The organism is Streptomyces sp. NPDC006430, assembly GCF_040612395.1.
GTDB lineage: Bacteria > Actinomycetota > Actinomycetes > Streptomycetales > Streptomycetaceae > Streptomyces.
Genome location: NZ_JBEXQA010000022.1, coordinates 12,936 through 33,717 on the forward strand (window position 1 = coordinate 12,936; position 20,782 = coordinate 33,717).

Consider the following 20,782-nt stretch of genomic DNA (forward strand, 5'->3'; position numbering starts at 1 on the left):
ATGCGGTCCATGGAACGGAACTCACTGTGCGCCGGCTGAGCGGGCGCCTGGGCAAGGGGGCCGCGACGGGCGTCCTGGCGCTCCTGCTGGCCGTCGGGGTGCCGGCGGCCGTGGACCGGGCGACGGGGCACTCGCACGCCGATCCCGGCTGCCCGGCGGTCGCGTTCATGTCGATGACCGGCGTGGTGCCCGCCTGCCGGTAGTCGCTGCCATCCGGCGGGCGGGGCCGCCCGCCGGATCGTGCCGGCTAGCGGATCACGATCTTCTGGGTGTCCTGGGCGACCGTGTCGACCGACTTCGGCATCAGTCCCTGGAGGCGGATCTCCTGGAGGTCCGCGGTGGCCGTCGCGTGACCCCGGTGCACCCCGGCGCCGAACTGCGGCGTGTGGACCTTCCAGATGTGCTCGGCGCCGTCGCAGAGCAGGTCGCCGGTTCCCACGGTGAGGCGGCCGGCGCCCTCCTGGATGACGGTCGCCTTGATCTGCATCGCCCCCATGGGTGACGCCTGCTCACAGTAGTAGGAGCCGGAAAGGGTGATAGCGCCGTCCTGGTCGATGTGGGCGTCCTGGTGTACGAAAACGGCTTGCTCGAAAACGGTGGCCCCGGCCGGGACGGTGAATACCGTGGTAGCGGCCAGTGCGGAAAGGGCTGTCAGTGTCGTTCGGCGGCCGGACATGCGCATTCTTCCTCCAGGTGGATCCAGGTGGCGATAATCCGCCGGAACGCATTGTGCTGGCAGCCGAGGGGGCAACTCGCACCGCAGGCTCGTGTCGGTGTGTGCAATTTCCCGCTCGGGCGCGTGAGACTGGCCGACACACGTCTCCGAAGGTCCCCGAAGGGATCGCGCATGCGCCAGTCCGTTTCCGCCCTCGCCGCCGCTCTCCTGCCCCTCCTGCTGTTCGGTGCCACGGCTTGTTCCCGCGCCCCCGAAGGGGCGGCGCTCGCCCCCGCCGCGGCGCCCGCCGTCCCGGTGGACGACGGCGTCCCGGGTACGGCCCCGGCCGCCTCGAAGGATGCCCACGTGGGTGACTTCGTACGGGTGCACGGCCGCCAGGTGGGCCGGCACCTCCAAGCCCTGCTCGCCGCCTACGTCGACCCCGCGGTCAGCGTGGAGAAGGACTACGCCCCGCCGGCGGGCAAGCGCTGGGTGGCCGCCTCGATGGCGTTCGTCAACGTCGGCGGTGCCTCGTACGGGGCTCTCGGGCGGATGTGGGCGTACGACAGTGCGGGGCAGCGCCACCCGATGGTGCGGACCGGTGAACTGACCACCGGCAAACCGCTCGTCTTCGATTCCCTCGCGGTCGGTGAGCGGGTCGAGGGCTGGGTGGTGTTCGAAATCCCGGAAAAGGCACGCATCGTGCGTCTCCAGTACCAGGACGCGAACATTCGGTCGAATACCGGAGAGGGTTTCTGGGCGGTGTAGCCCGCCCGAGTGAAAGGCCGTGAAAGGCCCCCGGGAGAGACCACTAGGGTGCGGCGCATGACTTCAACTCAAGCCGAAATCGACCGGTCCAAGCTCGGCACCCTTTCGGTGCTCGCCTGGATCGGAGACCCCTCCGAAGGCCACGACATCCCGTACCTCCTCGCCTACACCCTCGGTGACGGCCCGCAGGGCCGGGAGGCCGGCGAGGCTGCCGCCCGCGGGCTGCTGGAGGAGATCGGCCTGCCCATCGGGGACGTGGTCATGGACGGGACCCGTAACCCGGCTGCCTTCCCGGTACAGATCGTGCTCGCGCACAACCAGGTCGCGCTGACCCTGCCCGGCCTGAACGCCACCTGCACCGCCCCGGACGAGTGGGTCGCCGCGGCCAACGAGAGCGGTCAGGCCTATTTCCTGTTCGCCACGCGCGCCTGGCCCGAGGCGGTCCCGGGCCGGCCGGTCGATCCGAAGACGCTGCAGGAATTCGCGGGTGACGAGGCCGTCCTCACGGGCAGCGCCCACTGCGTGCTCGCGGTGCGACGCCTGCAGTAGGGTCCCCGCCGGCCGCCGGGCTCCCGGCCCGCCCGGTGGCCGGTCTTGCGTACCGGGATGCGCGGGGGAGGCCTACGGGCGCTCGAAGGCGAACCGCAGTGAGCGGACCCGGTTGTCGAAGTTCGACCCCGCCAGGTCCGGGAGCCCCACCGCACGCAGCCCCACCGGCCGGGTCAACAGCTCGCGGAACAGGGCCTTCATCTCCACCCGGGCCAGGTGGGCGCCCAGGCAGAAGTGCGGTCCGCCGCCACCGAAGCCCAGGTGCGGATTGGGGGACCGGGTGATGTCGAAGGCGTCGGGGTCGGGGAAGACCGCCTCGTCGCGGTTGGCGGATGCGTAGTACAGCACCACCTTGTCGCCGGGCCGGAACAGGTGCCCGCCCAAGGTGTGTTCGGCGACCACCGTCCGGCGGAACTGGATGATCGGCGTCGAGTGCCGGATCATCTCGTCCACCGCGCCGTCCGCGTGGGCCTCGAAGTCCGCGAGCAGCAGGTCCCGTTGCCGGGGGTGGTCGGTCAGCAGGGTCAGCCCGTGGGTGATCGCGTTGCGCGTCGTCTCCACGCCGGCCACCATCAGCAGCGAGAAGAACGCCCCGAGCTGGCGCGCGCCCAGTGCCTGCCCGTCCACGTTCGCACAGACCAGGGCAGAGATCAGGTCGTCGGTGGGATTCTTGCGCCGCTCCCGCCCGATGCCCGCGACCATCCGCTGCATCTTGGCCAGCGCCCGCAGCCCGCGCCCGGGCATCCGCAGGCGCGAGGCCAGACCCCGTTCGACGCCGATGTTCTCGGAGGCATGGTTGACGCGGTCGGCGATCTCCGCCCGATGGTGTTGCGGGATGCCCATCATGTTGCAGATGACTTCCAGGGGTAGCCGGGAGGCCACCGCCGAGACGAACTCGTCGGGCTCCTCGGCCAGCACGTCGTCCACGATCCGGGCGGCCACCGCGTGGATGTCCTCCTCGGCCGCCGCCAGCAGGCGCGGGGTGAAGGCCCGCTGCACGATCTTGCGTAGCTGGGCGTGGTCCGCACCGTCCAGGTTGACCATCGAGTCGCCGAACAGCGCCCGCACCCACCGGGCCGGCTCGGGGGTGGTCACCCCGGGCGCGCTGGCGAACACCTTGGGGAGCCGGCTCGCCTCCTGCACGTCCGCGTGCCGTACGAGGGCCCAGTGCCCGCGGCCCTTCCCCTCGGGCACGTACACCGGGGAGTCCAGGGCCCGCAGCCGGGCGAAAGCCGCGAGCCGGGCGGCGGGGGGCTGCTGCCAGAACGCGGGGTCGGCGAGCTCCCCGTACTCCGCCACCGCTGAGCCCGCGTCCGCGTACCGCTGTTCCGGGACCTTCATCTCATTCCCCTTGCGTGTTCGTCGGTGCGCTCGGCGTGGTCGCCGTGGCCGTCGCCGCCCGTCGTCCTCACGCACCAGAACGCTCCCGGTCCGCCAAGGTCACGCCCACCGCGACGGTGGCCGCGCCCACCAGGCCGGCCTACAGCACCGCCTGCGCACCGGTCCACGCGCACGCGAGGACCGCCAGTGCCGAGATCGCGATCGCGATCGCGAGCGGGCCTGCTGCTGGTGTTCGCGACGACGACATCTGGGATTGACCTGCACGATCCGCCCCGCACTCGCTGCCCTCCTGGTGGTCAGTGCGGGGCTTTCGGTGTTTTCGGTGCGCCTCAGACTTCGCGAGGCAGCAGATTGGAGGGCGTCACGAACTCCCGCCCCGCCAGGGTGGGGTAGCAAGTAAAAGCCCCGGCATTCAGCACGAGTTGAGGAGTAGCAGATGCCCAAGCGCGGCGGCGGTACCGGAAGCGGTCAGGGCGGCAGCCAGCAGGACGACGGCAGCAGCGGACGCGGGCATGGGGGAGGCGGTTTCGAGACCAGCGGCGGGAACAGCTCCGAGGGCTCCGGCCCCGCGAAGAAGTAACACCGGATGACCGCGCGCACAGAGGAGGCGGGTCCTTCGGGGCTCGCCTCTGCGCTCATTGCTTCGGGCGCACTGCAACCCGACTGGCTGCCGACGTTCAAGGCGGTCCCCCGGGACATGTTCGTCCCTGACCGCATCTGGCCTGGCATCGCGGACGGCACACGGCAGAAACCCGTGGTGGACCGTGCCAAGGACCCGGACGGGTGGTTCACGGCGGTGTACTCGGACATCCCGCTGACCACGCAGTGGGACGACGGCGGCCACACCGGGGACGGCTTGGGGAAGACGCCTTCCAGCTCCAGTTCGCAGCCTCACATGGTGTTCTCGATGCTGGCCGATCTCGACGTACAAGACGGCCACAGGGTGCTTGAGATCGGGACGGGGACGGGCTGGAATTCGGCGCTGCTCGCTCACCGGCTTGGCGCTGAGAACGTCGTCTCGATCGAGTTCGATCCTGAGGTGGCAAAGGGGGCGGGAGCGAACCAGCGCACTGCCGGAATCTCCCCGCTGGTGATCGTGGGGGACGGACGGCTCGGCTATATCGGGGGCGCTCCTTACGATCGAGTGATCGCCACCTGTTCCATCGGGGAAGTCCCCCGGGCCTGGATCGATCAGACGCTGACCGGCGGGCTGATCGTGGCGCCCTGGGGGACTCTGTACGGCGGAGAGGCCATTGCCCGGCTGACCGTGGACGGTGAGACGGCGAGTGGCCCGTTCACGCGCTCCAGTGCCTTCATGCGGCTCCGGCAGTCCGTGCGCTGTTCCTGGGCGCATGGGCGGGGCCCCGGGGCTCCGCCCATGCGCCTGCGCGCGGACTCGTGGCGGGGCAGGCCCCGCCCCGGTCGGTTCTCGTGAAGGGATTCACAAGGGCTAGGGACTTTCGGGGTTCCGGTCCCGGAGTAAGGGGACCTTCGGGCCCTAGATGGGGACCAATGCGGCGCGAAATGATCGATCAAAAGGGGTGCAATGAATACAAGTAACGAGGCGACTGAAGAAGGTGCGGGCGATGACTGCCACCCCTGCGGAAACCGCGAAGAACGGCACGGCCTGGGACGGCTTCAAGGGCGGCCTGTGGCGCGACGCCATCGACGTCCGCGACTTCATCCAGCAGAACTACACGCCGTACGAGGGTGACGACTCCTTCCTGGTCGGCCCCACCGCCCGCACCACCGCCGTGTGGAGGGCCGTCGCGGACAAGTTCCCGCAGGAGCGCGAGAAGGGCGTCTACGACGTCGCCTACGACATCCCCTCCACCATCACCGCCCACGCCCCCGGCTGGATCGACCGCGACAAGGAACTGATCGTCGGCCTCCAGACCGACGCGCCGCTCAAGCGCGCGATCATGCCGTACGGCGGCTGGCGCATGGTCGCCGGCGCCCTGGAGACCTACGGCTATCCCGTCTCCGGCGAGCTGGAGAAGATCTTCACCGAGTACCGCAAGACCCACAACGCCGGAGTCTTCGACGCCTACACCCCCGAGATCCGAGCCGCCCGCAAGGCGGGCATCGTTACCGGGCTCCCGGACGCGTACGGACGGGGCCGCATCATCGGCGACTACCGCCGCGTCGCCCTCTACGGCGTCGACCGCCTCATCGCCGTCAAGAAGGAGGAGAAGGAGGAGCTGAACGCCCTTCCCGCGGGCAACCGCTCGCTGGAGGAGACGATCCGCCTGCGCGAGGAGCTCTCGGAACAGATCCGCGCCCTCGGCGAGCTCAAGACGATGGCCGCCTCCTACGGCCACGACGTCTCCGGGCCCGCAGCCACCGGCCGCGAGGCCGTCCAATGGCTGTACTTCGCGTACCTGGCCGCCGTGAAGGAACAGAACGGCGCCGCCATGTCGCTCGGCCGCACCTCCACCTTCCTCGACGTCTACCTCCAGCGCGACATCGAGGCCGGCGTCCTGACGGAGGAGCAGGCACAGGAACTCGTCGACGACTTCATCATCAAGCTCCGGATCGTGCGCTTCCTGCGGACCCCCGAGTACGACGAACTGTTCTCCGGCGACCCGACCTGGGTCACCGAGTCGATCGCAGGCATGGGCGAGGACGGTCGCCCGCTCGTCACCAAGACCTCTTTCCGCTACCTCCAGACCCTCTACAACCTGGGACCCGCGCCCGAGCCGAACATGACGGTCTTCTGGTCGCCGCAGCTGCCGCAGGGCTTCAAGGAGTTCTGCGCCCGCGTCTCGATCGACACCTCATCCGTGCAGTACGAGTCCGACGAGCTGATGCGTCCGCGCTTCGGCGACGACACCGCCATCGCCTGCTGCGTCTCCGCGATGCCGGTCGGCAAGCAGATGCAGTTCTTCGGCGCCCGGGTGAACCTCGCCAAGACCCTGCTCTACGCGATCAACGGCGGCCGGGACGAGAAGTCCGGCGCCCAGGTCGGCCCGTCCACCGCCCCGCTGCGCTCGATGGCGGCGGGGGCCGCCGAGGTCCTCGACTACGACGAGGTCATGGCCAGGTTCGACGAGCAGATGGAGTGGCTCGCGAACGTCTACGTCCACGCCCTGAACGTCATCCACTTCATGCACGACAAGTACGCGTACGAACGCTTGGAGATGGCGCTCCACGACCGCGATGTGCGCCGCACCATGGCCTGCGGCATCGCCGGCCTGTCGGTGGCCGCCGACTCGCTGGCGGCCATCAAGTACGCCAAGGTCACCGCGCACCGCGACGAGAGCGGGCTTGCCACCGACTACACCGTCGAGGGCGAGTACCCGACGTACGGGAACAACGACGACCGGGCCGACGACATCGCCGTCTGGCTGGTCGAGGAGTTCATGAAGAAGGTGCGCAAGCAGCCGACGTACCGGAACGCCGAACACACCCAGTCCGTGCTGACGATCACCTCGAACGTGGTCTACGGCAAGAAGACCGGCAACACCCCGGACGGCCGCCGCGCCGGTGAGCCGTTCTCCCCCGGAGCCAACCCGATGAACGGCCGGGACACGCACGGGTACGTCACCTCCGCGCTGTCGGTCGCGAAGCTCCCGTACGAGGACGCCGAGGACGGCATCTCGCTCACCAACACCGTCACCCCCGACGCCCTGGGCCGCACCCCACAAGAGCGGATCAAGAACCTGGCGGGCGTCCTCGACGGCTACATGGCCTGCAACGGCTTCCACATGAACGTGAACGTCCTGAACCGCGACACGCTCGTGGACGCCATGGAGCACCCGGAGGACTACCCGCAGCTCACCATCCGGGTCAGCGGCTACGCGGTGAACTTCGTCCGGCTGACGCGCGAACAGCAGCTCGACGTCCTCAACCGCACCTTCCACGGTTCCCTCTAGCGCTATGACCGGGAAGGTCCACCGGCAAACCTTCCCGGTCACAGCACTGGGCGTGCCCCCGCGCGGAGCACGACCCCGCAGCCGCGCGGAACGCGACCCCGCCGCCGCGCGGCCCGGGGCCGGCCCTCACCCGGCCCCGGACCGCGCACCACCCACCGCGATCGAGAACAGACAGCTCAAGGGGTGCCTGCCATGACCGTCCTGCCCGGCCCGAATCCCACCATCGGCTGTGCCCCCGCCGTCGGCTGCCCGACCGCATCGCCCCCGGCCACCCCGGCCGCCGCCGCGACGCACCGGCCGAGCGAGGGCTCCGTACACTCCTGGGACCTGTCGACCGGGGTCGACGGACCCGGCACCCGGTTCGTGACCTTTCTGGCCGGGTGCCCGCTGACCTGCCTGTACTGCCACAACCCCGACACCATGCGGATGCGGGGCGGCAAGCGGACGTCGGCCGACGACGTCATCGCCGAGGCCAGCAAGTACACGCGGTTCATCGCCGCCTCGGGTGGGGGTGCCACCCTCTCCGGCGGCGAACCGCTGTTGCAGCCCGTCTTCGCAGGCGAACTGCTGCACCGCCTGCGGCACGACCTGGGGCTGCACACCGCCCTGGACACCTCCGGCTACCTCGGCGCGCGGGCGACCGACGCCCTCCTGCGCGACGTTGACCTGGTGCTCCTGGACATCAAGTCCTGGGACCGGGACACGTACAGGAAGGTGACCGGACGGCCCTTGGAGCCGACGCTGCACTTCGCCCGCCGCCTCGCCGACCTCGGCAAGGAGGTACACGTCCGTTTCGTGCTGGTGCCCGGACTGACCGACGCCCCGGACAACATCGAGGGCGTCGCCGCCTTCGCCGCCACCCTCGGCAACGTCACACGGGTCGACGTACTGCCCTTCCACAAGCTGGGCGAGAGCAAGTGGGAGGCGCTCGGCATGCGGTTCACCCTCCACGACACCCCGGTGCCCACCACGGAGCAGGTCGAGGCCGCGAAGGCGATCTTCGCGGCGCAGGGGCTGACGGCCGTCTGAGTCCTCACCCGTACGGCCCGCAGGCACATGCCGCATAGCAGGACCGATCGGCATGAATCACCTAGCGTGGTGCTGTGCCCGAGCCCTCAGAAGTACGCGAAGCAGTACCGCTCCCGCCCGCGCCCCCGCCCCCAGCCTCACCCGGGGCGGGGGCGGCCGGGCGGTCCGTCACCGCACGGGCCACCCTGGCCGGCGCGGTCGTCTCGCTCCTGCTCATCGTCGCGATCGTGCTCGGGAGCCGACTCCTGCGCGACTTCGACTCCGCCCTGTTGCCGTACGCCGTCGCCACCGTCTTCCTCGCCTTCGGCGTGGCCTACCGGTACACGGTCTGGGTCTCGGCGCCCGGTGCACAGCGCCTCTTCAAGAAGGGCTTCGGCAGCTTCTTCTCCGCCGCCAACTTCCGCAGTGCCCCCACCGCCGTGCCGAGGATGCTCGCCACCTACCTCGGCTTCCAGAAGTTCCTGGGAGCCCGCTCGCGCTCCCGCTGGGCCGCCCACCAGCTGATCTTCTGGGGCTGCGTGCTGGCCGCCCTGATCACCTTCCCGCTCACCTGGGGCTGGTTCACCTTCACCTCGTCCACGGGCTCGGGCCCCGGTTACGAAATGCGGATCTGGGGCTTCAAGGTCCTCGGCTTCGACTCGCTGGACTTCCTCGGCTGGCTGATGTTCCACGGCCTGGACGTCGCCGCCGTGCTCGTCATCCCCGGCGCCTCGTACTTCCTGTGGCGCCGGATGAAGGACCGCGGCGCCATCACCGGCCAGCGCTTCGCCTACGACCTGCTGCCGCTGATCTGCCTGATCGTGATCTCGGTGACGGGCCTGCTGCTGACCTTCTCGTCGATCTTCCTGCACGGCGGCGGATACGAGTTCCTGGCGCTGCTGCACATGGTGTCGGTGGTGTTCACCCTCATCTACATCCCGTTCGGGAAGTTCTTCCACATCGTCCAGCGGCCCGCCGCCGTCGGCATGCAGCTGTTCAAGTACACGGCCCGCCGGGACGATCAGGTCTTCGCCTGCAAACGCTGCGGCGAACCCGTCGACACCACTCCGTACGTCGAGAACCTGCGCGGCACCATGCAGGACCTGAAGCTCGACTTCAACGCCTTCGTCGAGTACTGCCCGCGCTGCAAGCGGATGCTGCGCGGCGGCGCCTATCTCGCGCACGTCAAGAAGGGCTTCAAGTGACCGCGACGGACCCCGCCCAGCCGGCCCCGCTGCCCCTCGACCCGTCCATCGCCCCGCCCGGCACCCGCAACTTCCGCGACGCGGGCGGCATCCCGGCCGACCGGTGGCACGCCGACCAGAACGGCGAGACCCTCGTCCCCACCCACTGCTGCTTCTGCGGCGTGCAGTGCGGGATGTACCTGCGGGTGGACCGCGGCGGCAAGGTCTTCGGCGTGGAGCCCCGCAACCACGACATCAACCGGATGCGGCTGTGCCCCAAGGGCATCAACGCCTACCAGCAGGTCAACCACCCCGACCGGCTCACCACGCCGCTGATGCGCCGTTCCCGGGACGAGGAGCTGCGGGAGTGCTCCTGGGACGAGGCCCTCGACTTCACCGTCTCCGAGATCCGCCGCATCCAGTCGCAGTACGGGAACGACGCGTTCGGGCTGCTCGGTGGCGCCAGCCTGTTCTCCGAGAAGACCTACCTGGTCGGCAAGTTCGCCCGGGTCGCCCTGAAGACCAAGCACGTCGACTACAACGGCCGGCTGTGCATGGTCAGCGCCGCGGGCGCCAACAAGCTCGCCTTCGGCATCGACCGGGCAGGCAACCCCTTCTCCGACATCCTCCTCACCGACTGCCTGCTCATCGCCGGATCGAACGTGGGCGAGTGCTTCCCCGTGATGACCCAGTACCTGTGGGGCGCGCGGGACCGGGGTGCCACGCTGATCGTGATCGACCCGCGCGAGACGGCCATCGCCCGCACCGCGGACGTCCACGTCGCGATCAAGCCAGGCACCGACTCCGCCTTCTTCAACGCCGTCCTGCACGTGGTGATCGCCGAAGGGCTGACCGACGAGGCCTACCTCGCCGCCCACACCACCGGCTGGGACGAGGTCAAGCGAAGCGTCCAGGAGTACCCGCCCGCCCGCTCGGCCGAGATCTGCGGAGTCCCCGCCGAGCAGATCGTCCAGGTCGCCCGCATGTTCGCGGGCGCGGGCAAGGCCATGGCCTGGCACGCGCGCGGCATCGAACACCACTCCCAGGGCGTCGAGAACTGCCTCACCGTCATCAACCTGTGCGTCGCCACCGGCAACATCGGCAAGCCCGGCGCCGGCTACGGCACCATCACCGGCCAGGGCAACGGCCAGGGGGGACGCGAGCACGGCCAGAAGTCCGACCTCCTCCCCGGCGGACGCTCGATCACCAACCCCGAACACCGGGCGCAGATCTGCCAGATCTGGGGCATCGAGGAATCCGAACTCCCCGGTGCCGGAACCTCCATGATGGAGATGGTCTGGCAGATGCAGCGGAAGGAGATCCGCGGCCTCATCGGCATCTGCAACAACCCCTTCGTCTCGCTGCCCAATTACGCGGTGGTCAAGGACGGCTACGACACCGCCGAGTTCCACGCCCAGTTCGACTTCTTCCTCTCCGAGACCGCGACCAACGCACACGTCGTCTTCCCCGTCACCACCTGGGCCGAGGACGAAGGCGTCATGGCCAACGCCGAGGCCCGGGTGGTCAAGCACAACAAGGCCCAGGAACCCCCCGCCGGAGTGCGCACCGACACCTGGGTCATCTGCGAGCTCGCCAGGCGCCTCGGCGCCGGGCACCACTTCGACTTCCCCGGCTCCCGCGAGGTCTTCGAGGAACTGCGCGTCGCCTCGGCCGGCACGGTCAACGACTACTACGGCATCACCTACGAGCGGCTGGAGGAGACCGGAGGGATCGCCTGGCCCTGCCCCTCCACCGAGCACCCGGGCACCCCCCGGCTGTTCGAGGACGGCCGGAGCTACCACCCCGACGGCAAGATCCACCTCCAGGTCGTGGAATGGCATCCGCCGATGGACCCCTACACGGCCGAGTTCCCCCTCTCCCTCACCACCGGCCGCACCGTCGCGCACTTCCTCTCCGGCAACCAGACCCGCCGGCTGGGCGCCCTCGTCGAGCAGACCCCGCGCCCCTGGGTGGAGGTGCACCCCTCGCACGGCTTCCGGAACGGCGACCCGGTCCGGGTGGTCACCCGTCGCGGCAGCGCGGCCTTCCCGGCCCTGGTCACCGAGGCCATCCGCCCCGACACCGTCTTCGTCCCGTACCACTGGCCCGTCCCGGCCGCCGCGAACGTCCTCACCATCGACGCCCTCGACCCCCGCTCGAAGATCCCCGAGTACAAGGTCTGTGCCGCCCGGATCGAGGCCGCCGAGCGGATCGACGAGGTCCCCGCCCCGCCCACGGCCCCGGGCCACGAGGCCTATCCGGAGACCCAGGTCTCCCGCACCGATCCCCTGCCGCCCACTTCCCCGCAGGGCCGTGGCACGGCGGAGAGGAGCTGACCCCGCCATGATGGGCCGCACGATCTTCATCGACCCGGGGCGCTGCATCGGCTGCCAGGCCTGTGTCTCCGCCTGCCGCGAATGCGACTCACACCGCGGCAAATCGATGATCCACCTGGACTACACCGAACCCGGCGCGTCCGTCGCCTCCCTTCCGACCGTCTGCATGCACTGCGAGGACCCCGTCGCGCCCTGCGCCGAGGTGTGCCCCGCCGACGCAATCTTGGTGACCGCCGACGGCGTGGTCCAACAGGCCGACACCACCCGCTGCATCGGCTGCGCCAACTGTGTCAACGCCTGCCCCTTCGGCGTCCCGAAGATCGACCTCAAGGCGAAGCTGCAGATGAAGTGCAACCTCTGTTACGACCGCACCGCCTACGGCCTGGCCCCGATGTGCGCGACGGTCTGCCCGACCGGCGCCCTCTTCTACGGGACCCTTGAGGAGCTCCAGGCAGAGCGGCCCGGCGTGCAGGTCGCGGACTCCTTCGTCTTCGGTGACGTGGTGGTGAGCACCGGCGTGGCGATGGTCGTGCCGGCCGACAAGGTCCAGTGGCCCGTCCCCGGCGGCCTGCCCGTCGTCGAGATCAATGGAGTCGACGTCCGATGAGCCTCACCGAACCTCCCCCACCGGTCCCCGGACCGGGCCCGGGCTCCGCCGCCGCCGAAGCGGCCGAGCAGTTGCGCGACCGGATCAGCGCCGATTCCCTCACGACCCGACGCGATTACCTGCGGATCGTCGCCACCGTCTCCGGAGGCCTCGCCATCGGTGGTGTGGGCGTCGCTGCCGGCATCCTGCACCGGCACGGTGACAGCGAGACCCTGCCCCGGAGCAAGAAGGTCGCCGACCAGCTGGCCCCGGGGGAGTCCGTGGCCTTCCGCTTCCCCGGCGACGAGGACCGGGCCCTCGCAGTGCGGCTGTCCGACGGTTCCCTCGTCGGCTACTCGGCCGTCTGCACCCACCTGGCCTGCGCCGTGCTGTGGCGCGAGGACCGGGGCCCCGAGGGGGAGTTGTACTGCCCCTGCCACGAGGGCGTCTTCGACGCCCGCACCGGCGAGGTGACCGCGGGCCCACCACCGCGCCCGCTCCCCAAGATCTTCCTGACCGAGGAGCTCGACGGCAGTATCTGGGCCGTCGCGACCGCACGGTCCGCAGAGGCGACCAAGGACGCCCTGTGCCGGCAGTTCGGCCCGTCCCGCCCCGAGTTGGCCGAGCGGCTGGGCTGCCCGGGGCTGGACCGAACCACCGAGAACGGACGGACATGAGCGACGCGCAGCTTCCTCCCCGCCCGGACTTCCGCCCGGGAAGTGCCGACCCCCGGTTGAACCGGCCGGTGCGGGAGCGGTATCCGCAGATCCGCCCCACCAGCGGTTACGGCGACCCGCGCATCCGGCACACGGGCCCCGGCCCGGGGGCCGGCACCGAGCAGGAGCCGGAGCGGTCCTCGAAGCTCACGGCCCGACTCACCCTGGCCCTCACCGTCGTGATCGGGCAACTCTGGGGACTGTCCGTGATCGTCAACGAGTGGATGAAGGGCAACACCGGCACGGCCTGGTGGGGGGCGGGATTCCTGGTCCTGTCCTTCCTCGTCGTGCTGGGCCTGTGGCTCCTCGATCCGAAGGACCGGTGACCACGTCTCCTCACCGGCTTCGCCGCCACCGCTTTGGCCGTGTGCTGGTGGTTCCACGCCCGCACGGGCGCCGAGGCCCCCGGCTGATCCCGAGGGAAGGCGCGAGCGGCGTGGGCAGCCGGGCCGGGAGCGGGGTCGGGAGCCCGGCCGGGGGCAGCCGTACCCTGGAGGCATGAGCACCGCCCCCGCTTCCGACCCGCAGCCCACAGGGCCCGAGCCCCGGCCCCACGCCGCGCCGACGGCGAAGCCCAAGCCCCGGCTCGTCTTCGACGACCCGCTGGACCAGCAGTCCTCGGACGACACCGACCGCGGGTGGGGAGATCGGCCGCCGGCCGGCGGAAGCGGCGCCGACCTGGCGCGCTTCCTCGACGAGAAGCCGCCGCACCACCTGTGAGCCGCTAGTACCCCTGCCCGGGGCGCCCGACGAAGCCGTCCTGGCCACCCTGACCTCGCCTGACGAAGCCGTCCTGGCCAATCGGACCTCGCTGGGCGACCAGCTCGTCCCGGATCTCCTTGAGGACCTCCAGCTCGGTGATCTCGATGGTCTTCTTGACGCCTTCCTTGGCCCGGCGGCGCTGCTCCACCTTGGCGAGGTACTTCGCCATCGGCAGCACCATCAGGAAGTAGACGACCGCGGCGGTGATCAGGAAGGTCAGTGCGGCGTTCAGCACCGAGCCCCAGAGGATGTTGACGCCGATGGCCTCCCCCTTCGCATCGATGCCGCAGGGTCCCTTGAGGCAGGAGGAGTAGCCGTCCAGGCTCTTCGTACCGACGGCGCCGACCACCGGGCTGATGATCCCCTTCACCACCGTGTTCACGATGTTCGTGAACGCAGCGCCGATGACGACTGCCACCGCCAGGTCGATCACGTTGCCGCGCATCAGGAAGGCCTTGAAGCCCGCCAGGACGCTCTCCTTCTTCTTCTCGCTCACCACTGAGCCTTTCTTCGCATCTGCCGAACATGGAGCCAACGGTTCCGAAAGCTACGGCAGTTTGGGCGCCACGTGTCCAATCGGGGCCCTTCCGTTGGTGACATGGCTGCCGGTCCGTCCCATTCAGCACAGTGTCACCGCCAGCCGTGCCACGGCGCCGGCCCCCACGAGAGCGCGTGCGGTGTCCCGGGGCACGGACAGCACCACCAGCGACCCGCCCTCCCCGGCGTCCGCTCCAATGCCCTGATCGGGAACGGGCACTTCGGCAACCCGGGCTCCCGCTGCCACCACCCGCGGCGGGCCGGCGCGTTCCGCCGCGACCACGTCCACCCGGTCCCCGGGCCGCAGCAGCCGCACCGTCGCGGCGTCCGCGATGCGCACCGGCGCGGACACCAACCGTGCCGGCGCGGGCGGCGGCTTCACCTCCGGCGGCGAGGCACCCCGCGACGCCTGCGCCTCCGCCCCGCCCACGACCGCCAGGGCTGCCGCCAGGACGGCCAGCCCGGTCGAGGCGGTCCGCCGCCGACGCCGCACGGCCCGGCGCAGCCGGTCTGCGCCCCGGCCGACCCGGAGCGGGGGGAAGGGCGGCACCGGGCGCGCGGGGGGACACGGAGAAGGGGAGTGGGGAGCAGAACAGGCCTGTGGAGTGCTGTACATGACGGCCACCGCCATCCTGGGTGAGTTCCGGTGTCCGGGTCCTACGCTCGGACACCCCTCACGATCCGCCGTCCCGCGATATCCCGCTGAGGCCTGTGGACAATCCCCAGCCTGTGGACACAGCCGTCACCCGCGCGGGTGGGCGTCCGTCAGGTCCCGGCGCCCTCCTCGCGCAGGACCAGTGCCAGCAGCCCCGGGAAGCGCGCCTCGAATTCGGTTCGCCGCAGCCGGTTGACGCGCCCGCGCCCCTGGTCGCGCTGTTCGAGCAGCCCGGCCGAGCGCAGTACGGCGAAGTGGTGGCTGAGGGCTGCCTTGCCCACCGGCACGTCGAAGGTGCCGCAGCTGCGCTCCCAGTCGCCCGCGCCCGCGAGCTCCCGTACGAGTTGCAGACGTACCGGGTCGGCCAGCGCGGCCAGCGCGACCTGGACGGGGACGTCATCGGGGTGCGTGTGCTCGGGTACGGCCCGGTGCCCCATGGTGGTTTCCTCTCCGGATCCCCTTGCCGAATGTTCGATGAAAGTCGTACAGTCGCGGCATCGCAGTGTTCGCTTTCCGTCGAACACTCTAGTCGAGGGGACGGCCATGCACGCAGTCGAGTTCCAGGAGTTCGGCGGACCCGAGGTCCTCCACGTCACCGAGGTTCCCGTACCGCAGCCGGGCCCGGGCGAGGTGACCGTCGACGTCGCCTACGCCGGGGTCAACTTCGCCGACGTCCTGGCCCGGGCTGACGGCTACCGGGTGCCGGCCCTGCCCTTCCGCCCCGGCCTCGAAGTCTCCGGACGGATCCGGGCCGTCGGCCCCGACGTCGAAGGCCTGCACCCCGGCCAGCAGGTCGCCGCCCTCACCCCGCACAGCGGCTACGCAGAAGTCGTCGTCGCCCCCGCCGCCACCGTCTTCGCCCTTCCCGAGGGCATCTCCCTGCGCACCGCCGCCACCTTGCCGACCGTCCTGCCCACCGTCCAGGGGTTGGTGCACGAGGTCGGCCGGCTGCGCGCCGGGGAGACCGTACTCGTCCAGAGCGCGGCGGGGGGCGTGGGAACCGTTGCGGGCCAGGTTGCCCGCCTCGCCGGAGCGCGCGCCGTCTACGGAGTGGTGTCGCGCCCCGAGAAGGCCCAGGAGGCCCTCAAGTACGGCTACGACGAGGTGTTCGTCGGCGACGGGTTCGTCGAGGACGTACGCCGCGCCACCGGCGGCCGTGGCGTCGACCTCGCCCTCGACCCGGTGGGCGGCGACACCTTCCGCCGCAGCCTGGATTCCCTCGCGCGCTTCGGCCGCCTCGTCGCCTTCGGCAACGCCGGCGGATCCGCACCCTGGCAGATCGGCCAGCCGCAGCTGAACCCGCGCGGGCTCTCCGTCGGCGGCTTCTCCGTCCTCACCCTCGCCCAGGACGACCCCGAGGCGCTGCGCGTCCTCGCCGCCGACGCCTTCCGGCTCGTCGCGAGCGGCGGGGTCGAGCTCCCGATCACCGCCGAGTTCCCGATCGAGCGGGTCGGCGAGGCCCACCGCCTGATGGACACCCGCACCACCACGGGCAAGCTGCTGCTGCGCGTCGCGGGGGAATGAGGCCGACCCACGTCCCGTACGAGCCGTGGCCCTCCGCCCTGCGATGCACCGCACCGGACGCCGCGGGCCCACCGGCAAAACCCTTCCGGCCACAGCATCAGCGGCCCGCCCGGGACTCGCCGCAGCGCCTCCACCGGGTCATCGGCCCGCGTGACCGACCGGCCCACCACGACGTGCGAGGCCCGGAGGCGAAAGCTTCCTGCGCCGTCCCGGCCCGGGAGGCGTGCTCACCGGGGCCGCTGCCCCGCAACGTCACGCCCGGCGTGATGATCAGCGGCTGCGGCCCCAACAGGCTGCGCAGCGCGCGCTTCCCGTGGCGAGGCGATCACCCCGTCGCACCCCGTGTCCGTCGCCAGCCGGGCCAGCCGCTCCAGCTGCTCGTCGGTCGTCGCCCCGATGCCGATGTCGGCAAGGTCGTTCCCGGTCATGCTCGTGACCACCGTCAGCGCGAGCACCCGTAGCCCCGGGAACCATGCGCGCGCCCAGGGCGCCCGGGGCGCGGACGGCGCCGGCGACGGAGTGTGGGATCTCGAAAAAAGGCTTCAGGTCGAGGAAGACCTCGTGAGCCCGCCCGACGAGTTCCACCGCGAGCCCGGGCCCGGCGGCGCCGAGGAGCCCCAGCCCGATCTCGTAATGGCCGCACGCCTACGGGCGCGCGCAGCAGCGGCGCAGGGCGGTCAACGCGTCCCAGGCCGCGTCGAAGTCGAACAGCACCGGCGGCGCGCTCCGGTCCGGCGCGAGCAGGACGTAGTGCTCGGCCAGGTGGGAGAGCTCCTCCCACGGTTCCAGCCGGTGTGCCCGGGCGAGGCTCCGGCCGCACCGCGTGCAGGCGATCCACGGGACGAGGAGGAGATCCGCGAACCGGGGGTCCGCCGAGAGCTCCGGGCCCGGCACCGGGACGGTGCCCGGGCGCTCGATCAGGTCCAGTGCGTCGCCGTCGCCGTCGCCGTCGCCGGCATCGTCACCGTCACCGTCACCGGCAACGGCGGTGCAGCGGTCGAGTGTCGGGGCCAGGGCCGGCCACATGCCCCAGATCTCGGCCGCCACCGCCAGCGCGGCCCGTGTGGTCCTTCGCTGATCGGCACCCGGTGCTCCCGGAGGCCGGTGAGGAGCAGGTCGAGGCCGGCCTCCTGCTCACCGACGTCCCAGCAGTCCACGACGTCCCGCGCCGGGCCGGGCGGCAACAGCCCGGCCCAGCGGTACCACTGTGCTTCCTGGTCGGACATCGGCTACGGCAGCTCGATGCCCAGGTCCCAGCCGTCGTGCGCGTGGGTGCACAGGCAGGCGCGGGACTCGGTCGAGGGCAGCGCCGCCACCGCGTCGAAGAGGACCCCGCGCAGGCGGCCGACGTTCTCGCCGAAGACCTTGAGGACCTCCGTGTGGGACACGCCCTCACCCGTCTCCGCACCCGCGTCCAGGTCGGTCACCAGTGCCATCGACGTGTAGCAGAGTCCCAGCTCGCGCGCGAGGACCGCCTCGGGGTGGCCCGTCATGCCGACGACCGACCAGCCCATCGCCGCGTGCCACTGCGATTCGGCGCGCGTCGAGAACCGCGGGCCCTCGACCACGACCATGGTGCCGCCGTCCACGGGCTCCCAGTTCCGGCTCCGTGCCGCCGCCAGGGCGACCGAGCGGCCCACGGGGCAGTACGGGTCGGCGAAGGTGGTGTGCACGACGTTCGGGACGCTTCCGTCGGGCAGCGGCTCCCCGTCGAAGAAGGTCTGGGCCCGGGACTTCGTACGGTCGACCAGCTGGTCGGGAACGAGCAGGGTGCCCGGACCGTACTCGGTGCGCAGGCCGCCGACCGCGCACGGGCCGAGCACCTGGCGCACGCCTATCGAGCGCAGCGCCCACAGGTTGGCCCGGTAGTTGATCTTGTGGGGCGGGACCTTGTGGCTGCGGCCGTGGCGGGGGAGGAAGGCGACCTCGCGCCCGGCGAGCTCGCCGAGGAACAGGGAGTCGCTCGGGGGGCCGTACGGGGTGTCCACCTGGACCTCGGAGACGTCCTCCAGGAAGGAGTAGAAGCCCGAACCGCCGATGACACCGATCTGTGCGTTAGCCATGCCGTCACCCTAACCGGGCATGCACGAGGCCCCGCCGCCCGCAAGGGGCGACGGGGCCTGGTGGAGAGCGAACGGGGTCGGAGCTCAGGCAGCCGAGCTCGAACTGCTGCTGGAGCTCGACGCCGAGGACGCCGAGGACGCCGTGGACGTCGAAGACGAGGTCGCGGCGGCAGGCGTCGACGGCTTCGAGGCAGGGGTGCTGCTCGACGAGGCGCCGCGGCTGTCGTTCCGGTAGAAACCGGATCCCTTGAAGACGATGCCGACCGCGGAGAACACCTTCTTCAGGCGTCCGTGGCAGTTCGGGCACTCGGTCAGTGCGTCATCGGTGAACTTCTGCACGGCCTCAAGGCCCTCACCGCACTCGGTGCACTGGTACTGGTAGGTCGGCACGAATTTCCTCCTGGCACTCTGACTCGATGAGTGCTAACGACGCTCCATGGTGACGTATTCCGGCGAATCAGTCCACCGTCACCGGCACGCGGTGACCGAGACCACGCTCGTTCACCCGCGCGGACGGGGCCGGCTCGGCCGCTTCCGGGGCGGCCGGTGCCGGTGCCGCCGACGAGTTGATGACCAGACTCGGGGCGTTCGGGGCCAGCTTCGCCCGCAGGGTCACCAGGGTCGCCAGGGCCAGCACGGTGCCCGCCATGGGCACCAGGAAGCCGTACGAGGACCCGTGGGCGTCCGTCAGGCGGCCGGCCAGGGTCACGGCGGTGGCCTGACCGAAGGCGACGGCACCGGTCAGCCAGGTGAAGGCCTCGGTGCGGGCGTTCCCCGGGATCAACGACTCGATCATCGTGTAGCCGGTGATCAGGGCCGGGGCGATGCACAGGCCCACGACGAGGCCGAGGGCGCCCAGCAGGATCATCGAGTGGGCGGTCCACAGGACCGAGGCGGCCACGGTGAGGCCGGCGTAGCCGAGCAGCAGCCGGCGGCGCGGGCCGATCTTCCAGGCGATGGCCCCGCAGGCGATGCCCGCGGTCATGTTGCCGGCCGCGAAGATGCCGTAGAGCAGGCCGTTGGCCCCCGGGTTGCCGATCTCGTTGGAGAAGGCGGCCAGCGACACCTGCATGCCACCGAAGACGGCGCCGATGCCGAGGAAGGCCACGATCAGGACGCGCAGGCCCGGGAAGGACAGCGCGGAGGCGTGTCGCTCGCCGTCGGCCGCGGGGGCGTGCAGCACGGGCTGGGTGGCGCGCTGGGCGGCGAAGACCAGGCCGCCGGCCAGCGTCAGTGCGGCCTCGGTGATCAGACCGGCAGCCGGGTGGACGCCGGTGCACAGGGCGGTCGCCAGCACCGGGCCGACGACGAAGGTGAACTCGTCGGTGACGGATTCGAACGCGGCGGCCGTGGGCAGCAGCGGGGAGCCTCCCCCGGAGCCTTCGGCCTGGGAGGTGCCCCCACCAAGCTTGGCGGCCCAGCGCGCCCGGACCATCGGCCCGACCTGCGGGACGGAGGCGCCGGCGGGGACGGCGGCCAGCGCCAGGGCCCACACGGGGGCGCCCAGTAGGGCGAGCGCCACCAGGGTGCTGACGGCGGCGGCGTGCATGAGGACGACCGGGACAAGGACGGCGCTCTGGCCGTGGCGGTCGGTGAGCTTGCCCATCACCGGGGCGGACAGGGCCATGGAGATGCCCGTGACGGCGGCGACGATGCCGGCGCTGCCGTAGGAGCCGGTGGTGTGCTGGACGAGCAGCAGAATGCTGATGGTCAGCATGCCGAAGGGGAGGCGTGCGGCGAATCCCGGGAGGACGAAGCCGATGGCGCCGGGCGTGCGCAGCAGTTGCCCGTAACCGGGGCGGGCGGACGTGTCGGTCGTGACCGCGGATGTCACGGCCTGGCCTTTCCGCTGCCTGGTAGAGCGTCCCCGTCTGCGGACGGTGTGTCGCCTCGTGAGCGACCGCACCCGTATGTGGGAGCCCCGAGAGCTGTCCTCTTGCGCAGAACCGAGTGATACCTGGGCGCCCACTGCGGAAGGGTGCCACGGCCGCTTTGCGGTCGCGCCAGCTCTGCGTCAGGCAGAGTTGGTTCGATGTGGTGTGCCTTTATCGTACAGGCAGACCTGCCGATGCGCCCTGTGATTCCGGCGACAAGGTATGGCTTCACCTGCGATTAACTGGAATTTCGCATTCCATTGCCATTCAAGGCGGGGCGAAAGGTCGAACGGACCCCCAAGAACATCGATTTAGAACGACACTCTAACTCTCTGTTCGTGTGCCGCTC

At 70.8% G+C, this 20,782-nt stretch carries 25 protein-coding genes; 15 read left to right on the forward strand and 10 right to left on the reverse strand.

Annotation, left to right across the window (positions count from 1 at the left end):
• Window positions 1-26 precede the first annotated feature (26 nt).
• Entirely contained in the window at window positions 27-203 is a 177-nt protein-coding gene (locus ABZZ20_RS26070; RefSeq protein ID WP_356873530.1) for a hypothetical protein, read from the forward strand.
• A 44-nt stretch (window positions 204-247) separates the two neighbouring features.
• Here ABZZ20_RS26070 and ABZZ20_RS26075 read toward each other — a convergent pair whose 3' ends face one another.
• Window positions 248-676: a DUF6299 family protein gene (locus ABZZ20_RS26075; RefSeq protein WP_356873532.1), complete on the reverse strand. Its 429-nt coding sequence runs from the start codon at window positions 674-676 to the stop codon at window positions 248-250.
• 171 nt (window positions 677-847) lie between these two features.
• Here ABZZ20_RS26075 and ABZZ20_RS26080 point away from each other — a divergent pair, with 171 nt between their 5' ends.
• Both ABZZ20_RS26080 and ABZZ20_RS26085 read left to right on the forward strand, forming a co-directional pair.
• Complete coding sequence (locus ABZZ20_RS26080) at window positions 848-1,423, forward strand: hypothetical protein (RefSeq protein WP_356873534.1); 576 nt, start codon at window positions 848-850, stop codon at window positions 1,421-1,423.
• Window positions 1,424-1,480: 57 nt separating this feature from the next.
• A complete protein-coding gene (locus ABZZ20_RS26085; protein ID WP_356873536.1) occupies window positions 1,481-1,972 on the forward strand; it encodes a DUF5949 family protein in 492 nt (163 codons plus the stop codon).
• A 72-nt stretch (window positions 1,973-2,044) separates the two neighbouring features.
• Here the strand turns inward: ABZZ20_RS26085 and ABZZ20_RS26090 are convergent, their stop codons facing one another.
• On the reverse strand, window positions 2,045-3,313 hold the full coding sequence (locus tag ABZZ20_RS26090; RefSeq protein ID WP_356873538.1) for a cytochrome P450: 1,269 nt from the start codon (window positions 3,311-3,313) through the stop codon (window positions 2,045-2,047).
• Window positions 3,314-3,327: 14 nt separating this feature from the next.
• Between ABZZ20_RS26090 and ABZZ20_RS26095 the strand changes: the two genes are divergently transcribed.
• The 11 genes from ABZZ20_RS26095 (at window position 3,328) to ABZZ20_RS26145 (ending at window position 13,738) form a co-directional block, all read left to right on the forward strand.
• Window positions 3,328-3,570 carry a hypothetical protein gene (locus ABZZ20_RS26095; protein ID WP_356873540.1) on the forward strand — a complete coding sequence of 81 codons (243 nt, stop codon included), beginning with the start codon at window positions 3,328-3,330 and terminating at the stop codon, window positions 3,568-3,570.
• 179 nt (window positions 3,571-3,749) lie between these two features.
• Entirely contained in the window at window positions 3,750-3,893 is a 144-nt protein-coding gene (locus tag ABZZ20_RS26100) for a hypothetical protein (RefSeq protein WP_356873542.1), read from the forward strand.
• A 177-nt stretch (window positions 3,894-4,070) separates the two neighbouring features.
• Window positions 4,071-4,748: a methyltransferase domain-containing protein gene (locus ABZZ20_RS26105; RefSeq protein WP_356873544.1), complete on the forward strand. Its 678-nt coding sequence runs from the start codon at window positions 4,071-4,073 to the stop codon at window positions 4,746-4,748.
• Between the two features lie 151 nt (window positions 4,749-4,899).
• Complete coding sequence (gene pflB / locus ABZZ20_RS26110) at window positions 4,900-7,188, forward strand: formate C-acetyltransferase (protein WP_356873546.1); 2,289 nt, start codon at window positions 4,900-4,902, stop codon at window positions 7,186-7,188.
• Window positions 7,189-7,380: 192 nt separating this feature from the next.
• Window positions 7,381-8,217 carry a pyruvate formate-lyase-activating protein gene (gene pflA, locus ABZZ20_RS26115; RefSeq protein ID WP_356873548.1) on the forward strand — a complete coding sequence of 279 codons (837 nt, stop codon included), beginning with the start codon at window positions 7,381-7,383 and terminating at the stop codon, window positions 8,215-8,217.
• 74 nt (window positions 8,218-8,291) lie between these two features.
• On the forward strand, window positions 8,292-9,401 hold the full coding sequence (locus ABZZ20_RS26120; RefSeq protein ID WP_356873550.1) for an MFS transporter: 1,110 nt from the start codon (window positions 8,292-8,294) through the stop codon (window positions 9,399-9,401).
• Window positions 9,398-11,716, forward strand: coding sequence for a molybdopterin oxidoreductase family protein (locus ABZZ20_RS26125; protein ID WP_356873552.1), 2,319 nt, complete (start codon window positions 9,398-9,400; stop codon window positions 11,714-11,716). Before ABZZ20_RS26120 ends, ABZZ20_RS26125 begins: the two co-directional genes overlap by 4 nt.
• A 7-nt stretch (window positions 11,717-11,723) precedes the next feature.
• Window positions 11,724-12,323 carry a 4Fe-4S dicluster domain-containing protein gene (locus ABZZ20_RS26130; protein WP_356873554.1) on the forward strand — a complete coding sequence of 200 codons (600 nt, stop codon included), beginning with the start codon at window positions 11,724-11,726 and terminating at the stop codon, window positions 12,321-12,323.
• Window positions 12,320-12,979, forward strand: coding sequence for a Rieske 2Fe-2S domain-containing protein (locus tag ABZZ20_RS26135; protein ID WP_356873556.1), 660 nt, complete (start codon window positions 12,320-12,322; stop codon window positions 12,977-12,979). The genes ABZZ20_RS26130 and ABZZ20_RS26135 overlap by 4 nt, the downstream gene beginning before the upstream one ends.
• Entirely contained in the window at window positions 12,976-13,344 is a 369-nt protein-coding gene (locus ABZZ20_RS26140) for a hypothetical protein (RefSeq protein WP_356873558.1), read from the forward strand. Before ABZZ20_RS26135 ends, ABZZ20_RS26140 begins: the two co-directional genes overlap by 4 nt.
• A gap of 172 nt (window positions 13,345-13,516) precedes the next feature.
• Window positions 13,517-13,738: a hypothetical protein gene (locus tag ABZZ20_RS26145; RefSeq protein WP_356873560.1), complete on the forward strand. Its 222-nt coding sequence runs from the start codon at window positions 13,517-13,519 to the stop codon at window positions 13,736-13,738.
• 4 nt (window positions 13,739-13,742) lie between these two features.
• On the opposite strand, the gene ABZZ20_RS26150 is transcribed toward ABZZ20_RS26145, so the two are convergent.
• The 3 genes from ABZZ20_RS26150 to ABZZ20_RS26160 all read right to left on the reverse strand — a co-directional run bounded on the left by ABZZ20_RS26150 (window position 13,743) and on the right by ABZZ20_RS26160 (window position 15,409).
• Entirely contained in the window at window positions 13,743-14,279 is a 537-nt protein-coding gene (locus tag ABZZ20_RS26150) for an MscL family protein (protein ID WP_356873562.1), read from the reverse strand.
• A gap of 120 nt (window positions 14,280-14,399) precedes the next feature.
• Complete coding sequence (locus ABZZ20_RS26155; protein WP_356873564.1) at window positions 14,400-14,867, reverse strand: hypothetical protein; 468 nt, start codon at window positions 14,865-14,867, stop codon at window positions 14,400-14,402.
• 215 nt (window positions 14,868-15,082) lie between these two features.
• Complete coding sequence (locus ABZZ20_RS26160; protein ID WP_356873566.1) at window positions 15,083-15,409, reverse strand: helix-turn-helix domain-containing protein; 327 nt, start codon at window positions 15,407-15,409, stop codon at window positions 15,083-15,085.
• Window positions 15,410-15,515: 106 nt separating this feature from the next.
• On the opposite strand from ABZZ20_RS26160, the gene ABZZ20_RS26165 reads away from it, so the two are divergent.
• Window positions 15,516-16,496 carry a zinc-binding dehydrogenase gene (locus ABZZ20_RS26165; protein WP_356873568.1) on the forward strand — a complete coding sequence of 327 codons (981 nt, stop codon included), beginning with the start codon at window positions 15,516-15,518 and terminating at the stop codon, window positions 16,494-16,496.
• A gap of 227 nt (window positions 16,497-16,723) precedes the next feature.
• On the opposite strand, the gene ABZZ20_RS26170 is transcribed toward ABZZ20_RS26165, so the two are convergent.
• The 5 genes from ABZZ20_RS26170 to ABZZ20_RS26190 all read right to left on the reverse strand — a co-directional run bounded on the left by ABZZ20_RS26170 (window position 16,724) and on the right by ABZZ20_RS26190 (window position 20,393).
• Complete coding sequence (locus ABZZ20_RS26170) at window positions 16,724-16,924, reverse strand: hypothetical protein (RefSeq protein WP_356873570.1); 201 nt, start codon at window positions 16,922-16,924, stop codon at window positions 16,724-16,726.
• Between the two features lie 217 nt (window positions 16,925-17,141).
• A complete protein-coding gene (locus ABZZ20_RS26175; RefSeq protein ID WP_356873572.1) occupies window positions 17,142-17,543 on the reverse strand; it encodes a hypothetical protein in 402 nt (133 codons plus the stop codon).
• 182 nt (window positions 17,544-17,725) lie between these two features.
• Window positions 17,726-18,559 (reverse strand): S-methyl-5'-thioadenosine phosphorylase, encoded by an 834-nt coding sequence (locus tag ABZZ20_RS26180; RefSeq protein ID WP_356873574.1) that lies wholly within the window; start codon window positions 18,557-18,559, stop codon window positions 17,726-17,728.
• Between the two features lie 84 nt (window positions 18,560-18,643).
• The gene (locus tag ABZZ20_RS26185) at window positions 18,644-18,949 is read right to left on the reverse strand and encodes an FmdB family zinc ribbon protein (protein WP_356873576.1); all 306 of its coding nucleotides are present in this window, start codon (window positions 18,947-18,949) and stop codon (window positions 18,644-18,646) included.
• A 67-nt stretch (window positions 18,950-19,016) separates the two neighbouring features.
• On the reverse strand, window positions 19,017-20,393 hold the full coding sequence (locus ABZZ20_RS26190) for an MFS transporter (protein ID WP_356873578.1): 1,377 nt from the start codon (window positions 20,391-20,393) through the stop codon (window positions 19,017-19,019).
• Window positions 20,394-20,782: the final 389 nt, after the last annotated feature.

Coding starts and splice junctions, on each gene's coding strand:
- ABZZ20_RS26085 (WP_356873536.1), top strand. CDS start 1,481: ATGACTTCAACTCAAGCCGAAATCGACCGGTCCAAGCTCGGCACCCTT.
- ABZZ20_RS26130 (WP_356873554.1), top strand. CDS start 11,724: ATGATGGGCCGCACGATCTTCATCGACCCGGGGCGCTGCATCGGCTGC.
- ABZZ20_RS26160 (WP_356873566.1), bottom strand. CDS start 15,409: ATGGGGCACCGGGCCGTACCCGAGCACACGCACCCCGATGACGTCCCC.
- ABZZ20_RS26090 (WP_356873538.1), bottom strand. CDS start 3,313: ATGAAGGTCCCGGAACAGCGGTACGCGGACGCGGGCTCAGCGGTGGCG.
- ABZZ20_RS26145 (WP_356873560.1), top strand. CDS start 13,517: ATGAGCACCGCCCCCGCTTCCGACCCGCAGCCCACAGGGCCCGAGCCC.
- pflA (WP_356873548.1), top strand. CDS start 7,381: ATGACCGTCCTGCCCGGCCCGAATCCCACCATCGGCTGTGCCCCCGCC.
- ABZZ20_RS26165 (WP_356873568.1), top strand. CDS start 15,516: ATGCACGCAGTCGAGTTCCAGGAGTTCGGCGGACCCGAGGTCCTCCAC.
- ABZZ20_RS26080 (WP_356873534.1), top strand. CDS start 848: ATGCGCCAGTCCGTTTCCGCCCTCGCCGCCGCTCTCCTGCCCCTCCTG.
- ABZZ20_RS26075 (WP_356873532.1), bottom strand. CDS start 676: ATGTCCGGCCGCCGAACGACACTGACAGCCCTTTCCGCACTGGCCGCT.
- pflB (WP_356873546.1), top strand. CDS start 4,900: ATGACTGCCACCCCTGCGGAAACCGCGAAGAACGGCACGGCCTGGGAC.
- ABZZ20_RS26170 (WP_356873570.1), bottom strand. CDS start 16,924: ATGACCGGGAACGACCTTGCCGACATCGGCATCGGGGCGACGACCGAC.
- ABZZ20_RS26180 (WP_356873574.1), bottom strand. CDS start 18,559: ATGGCTAACGCACAGATCGGTGTCATCGGCGGTTCGGGCTTCTACTCC.
- ABZZ20_RS26135 (WP_356873556.1), top strand. CDS start 12,320: ATGAGCCTCACCGAACCTCCCCCACCGGTCCCCGGACCGGGCCCGGGC.
- ABZZ20_RS26140 (WP_356873558.1), top strand. CDS start 12,976: ATGAGCGACGCGCAGCTTCCTCCCCGCCCGGACTTCCGCCCGGGAAGT.
- ABZZ20_RS26100 (WP_356873542.1), top strand. CDS start 3,750: ATGCCCAAGCGCGGCGGCGGTACCGGAAGCGGTCAGGGCGGCAGCCAG.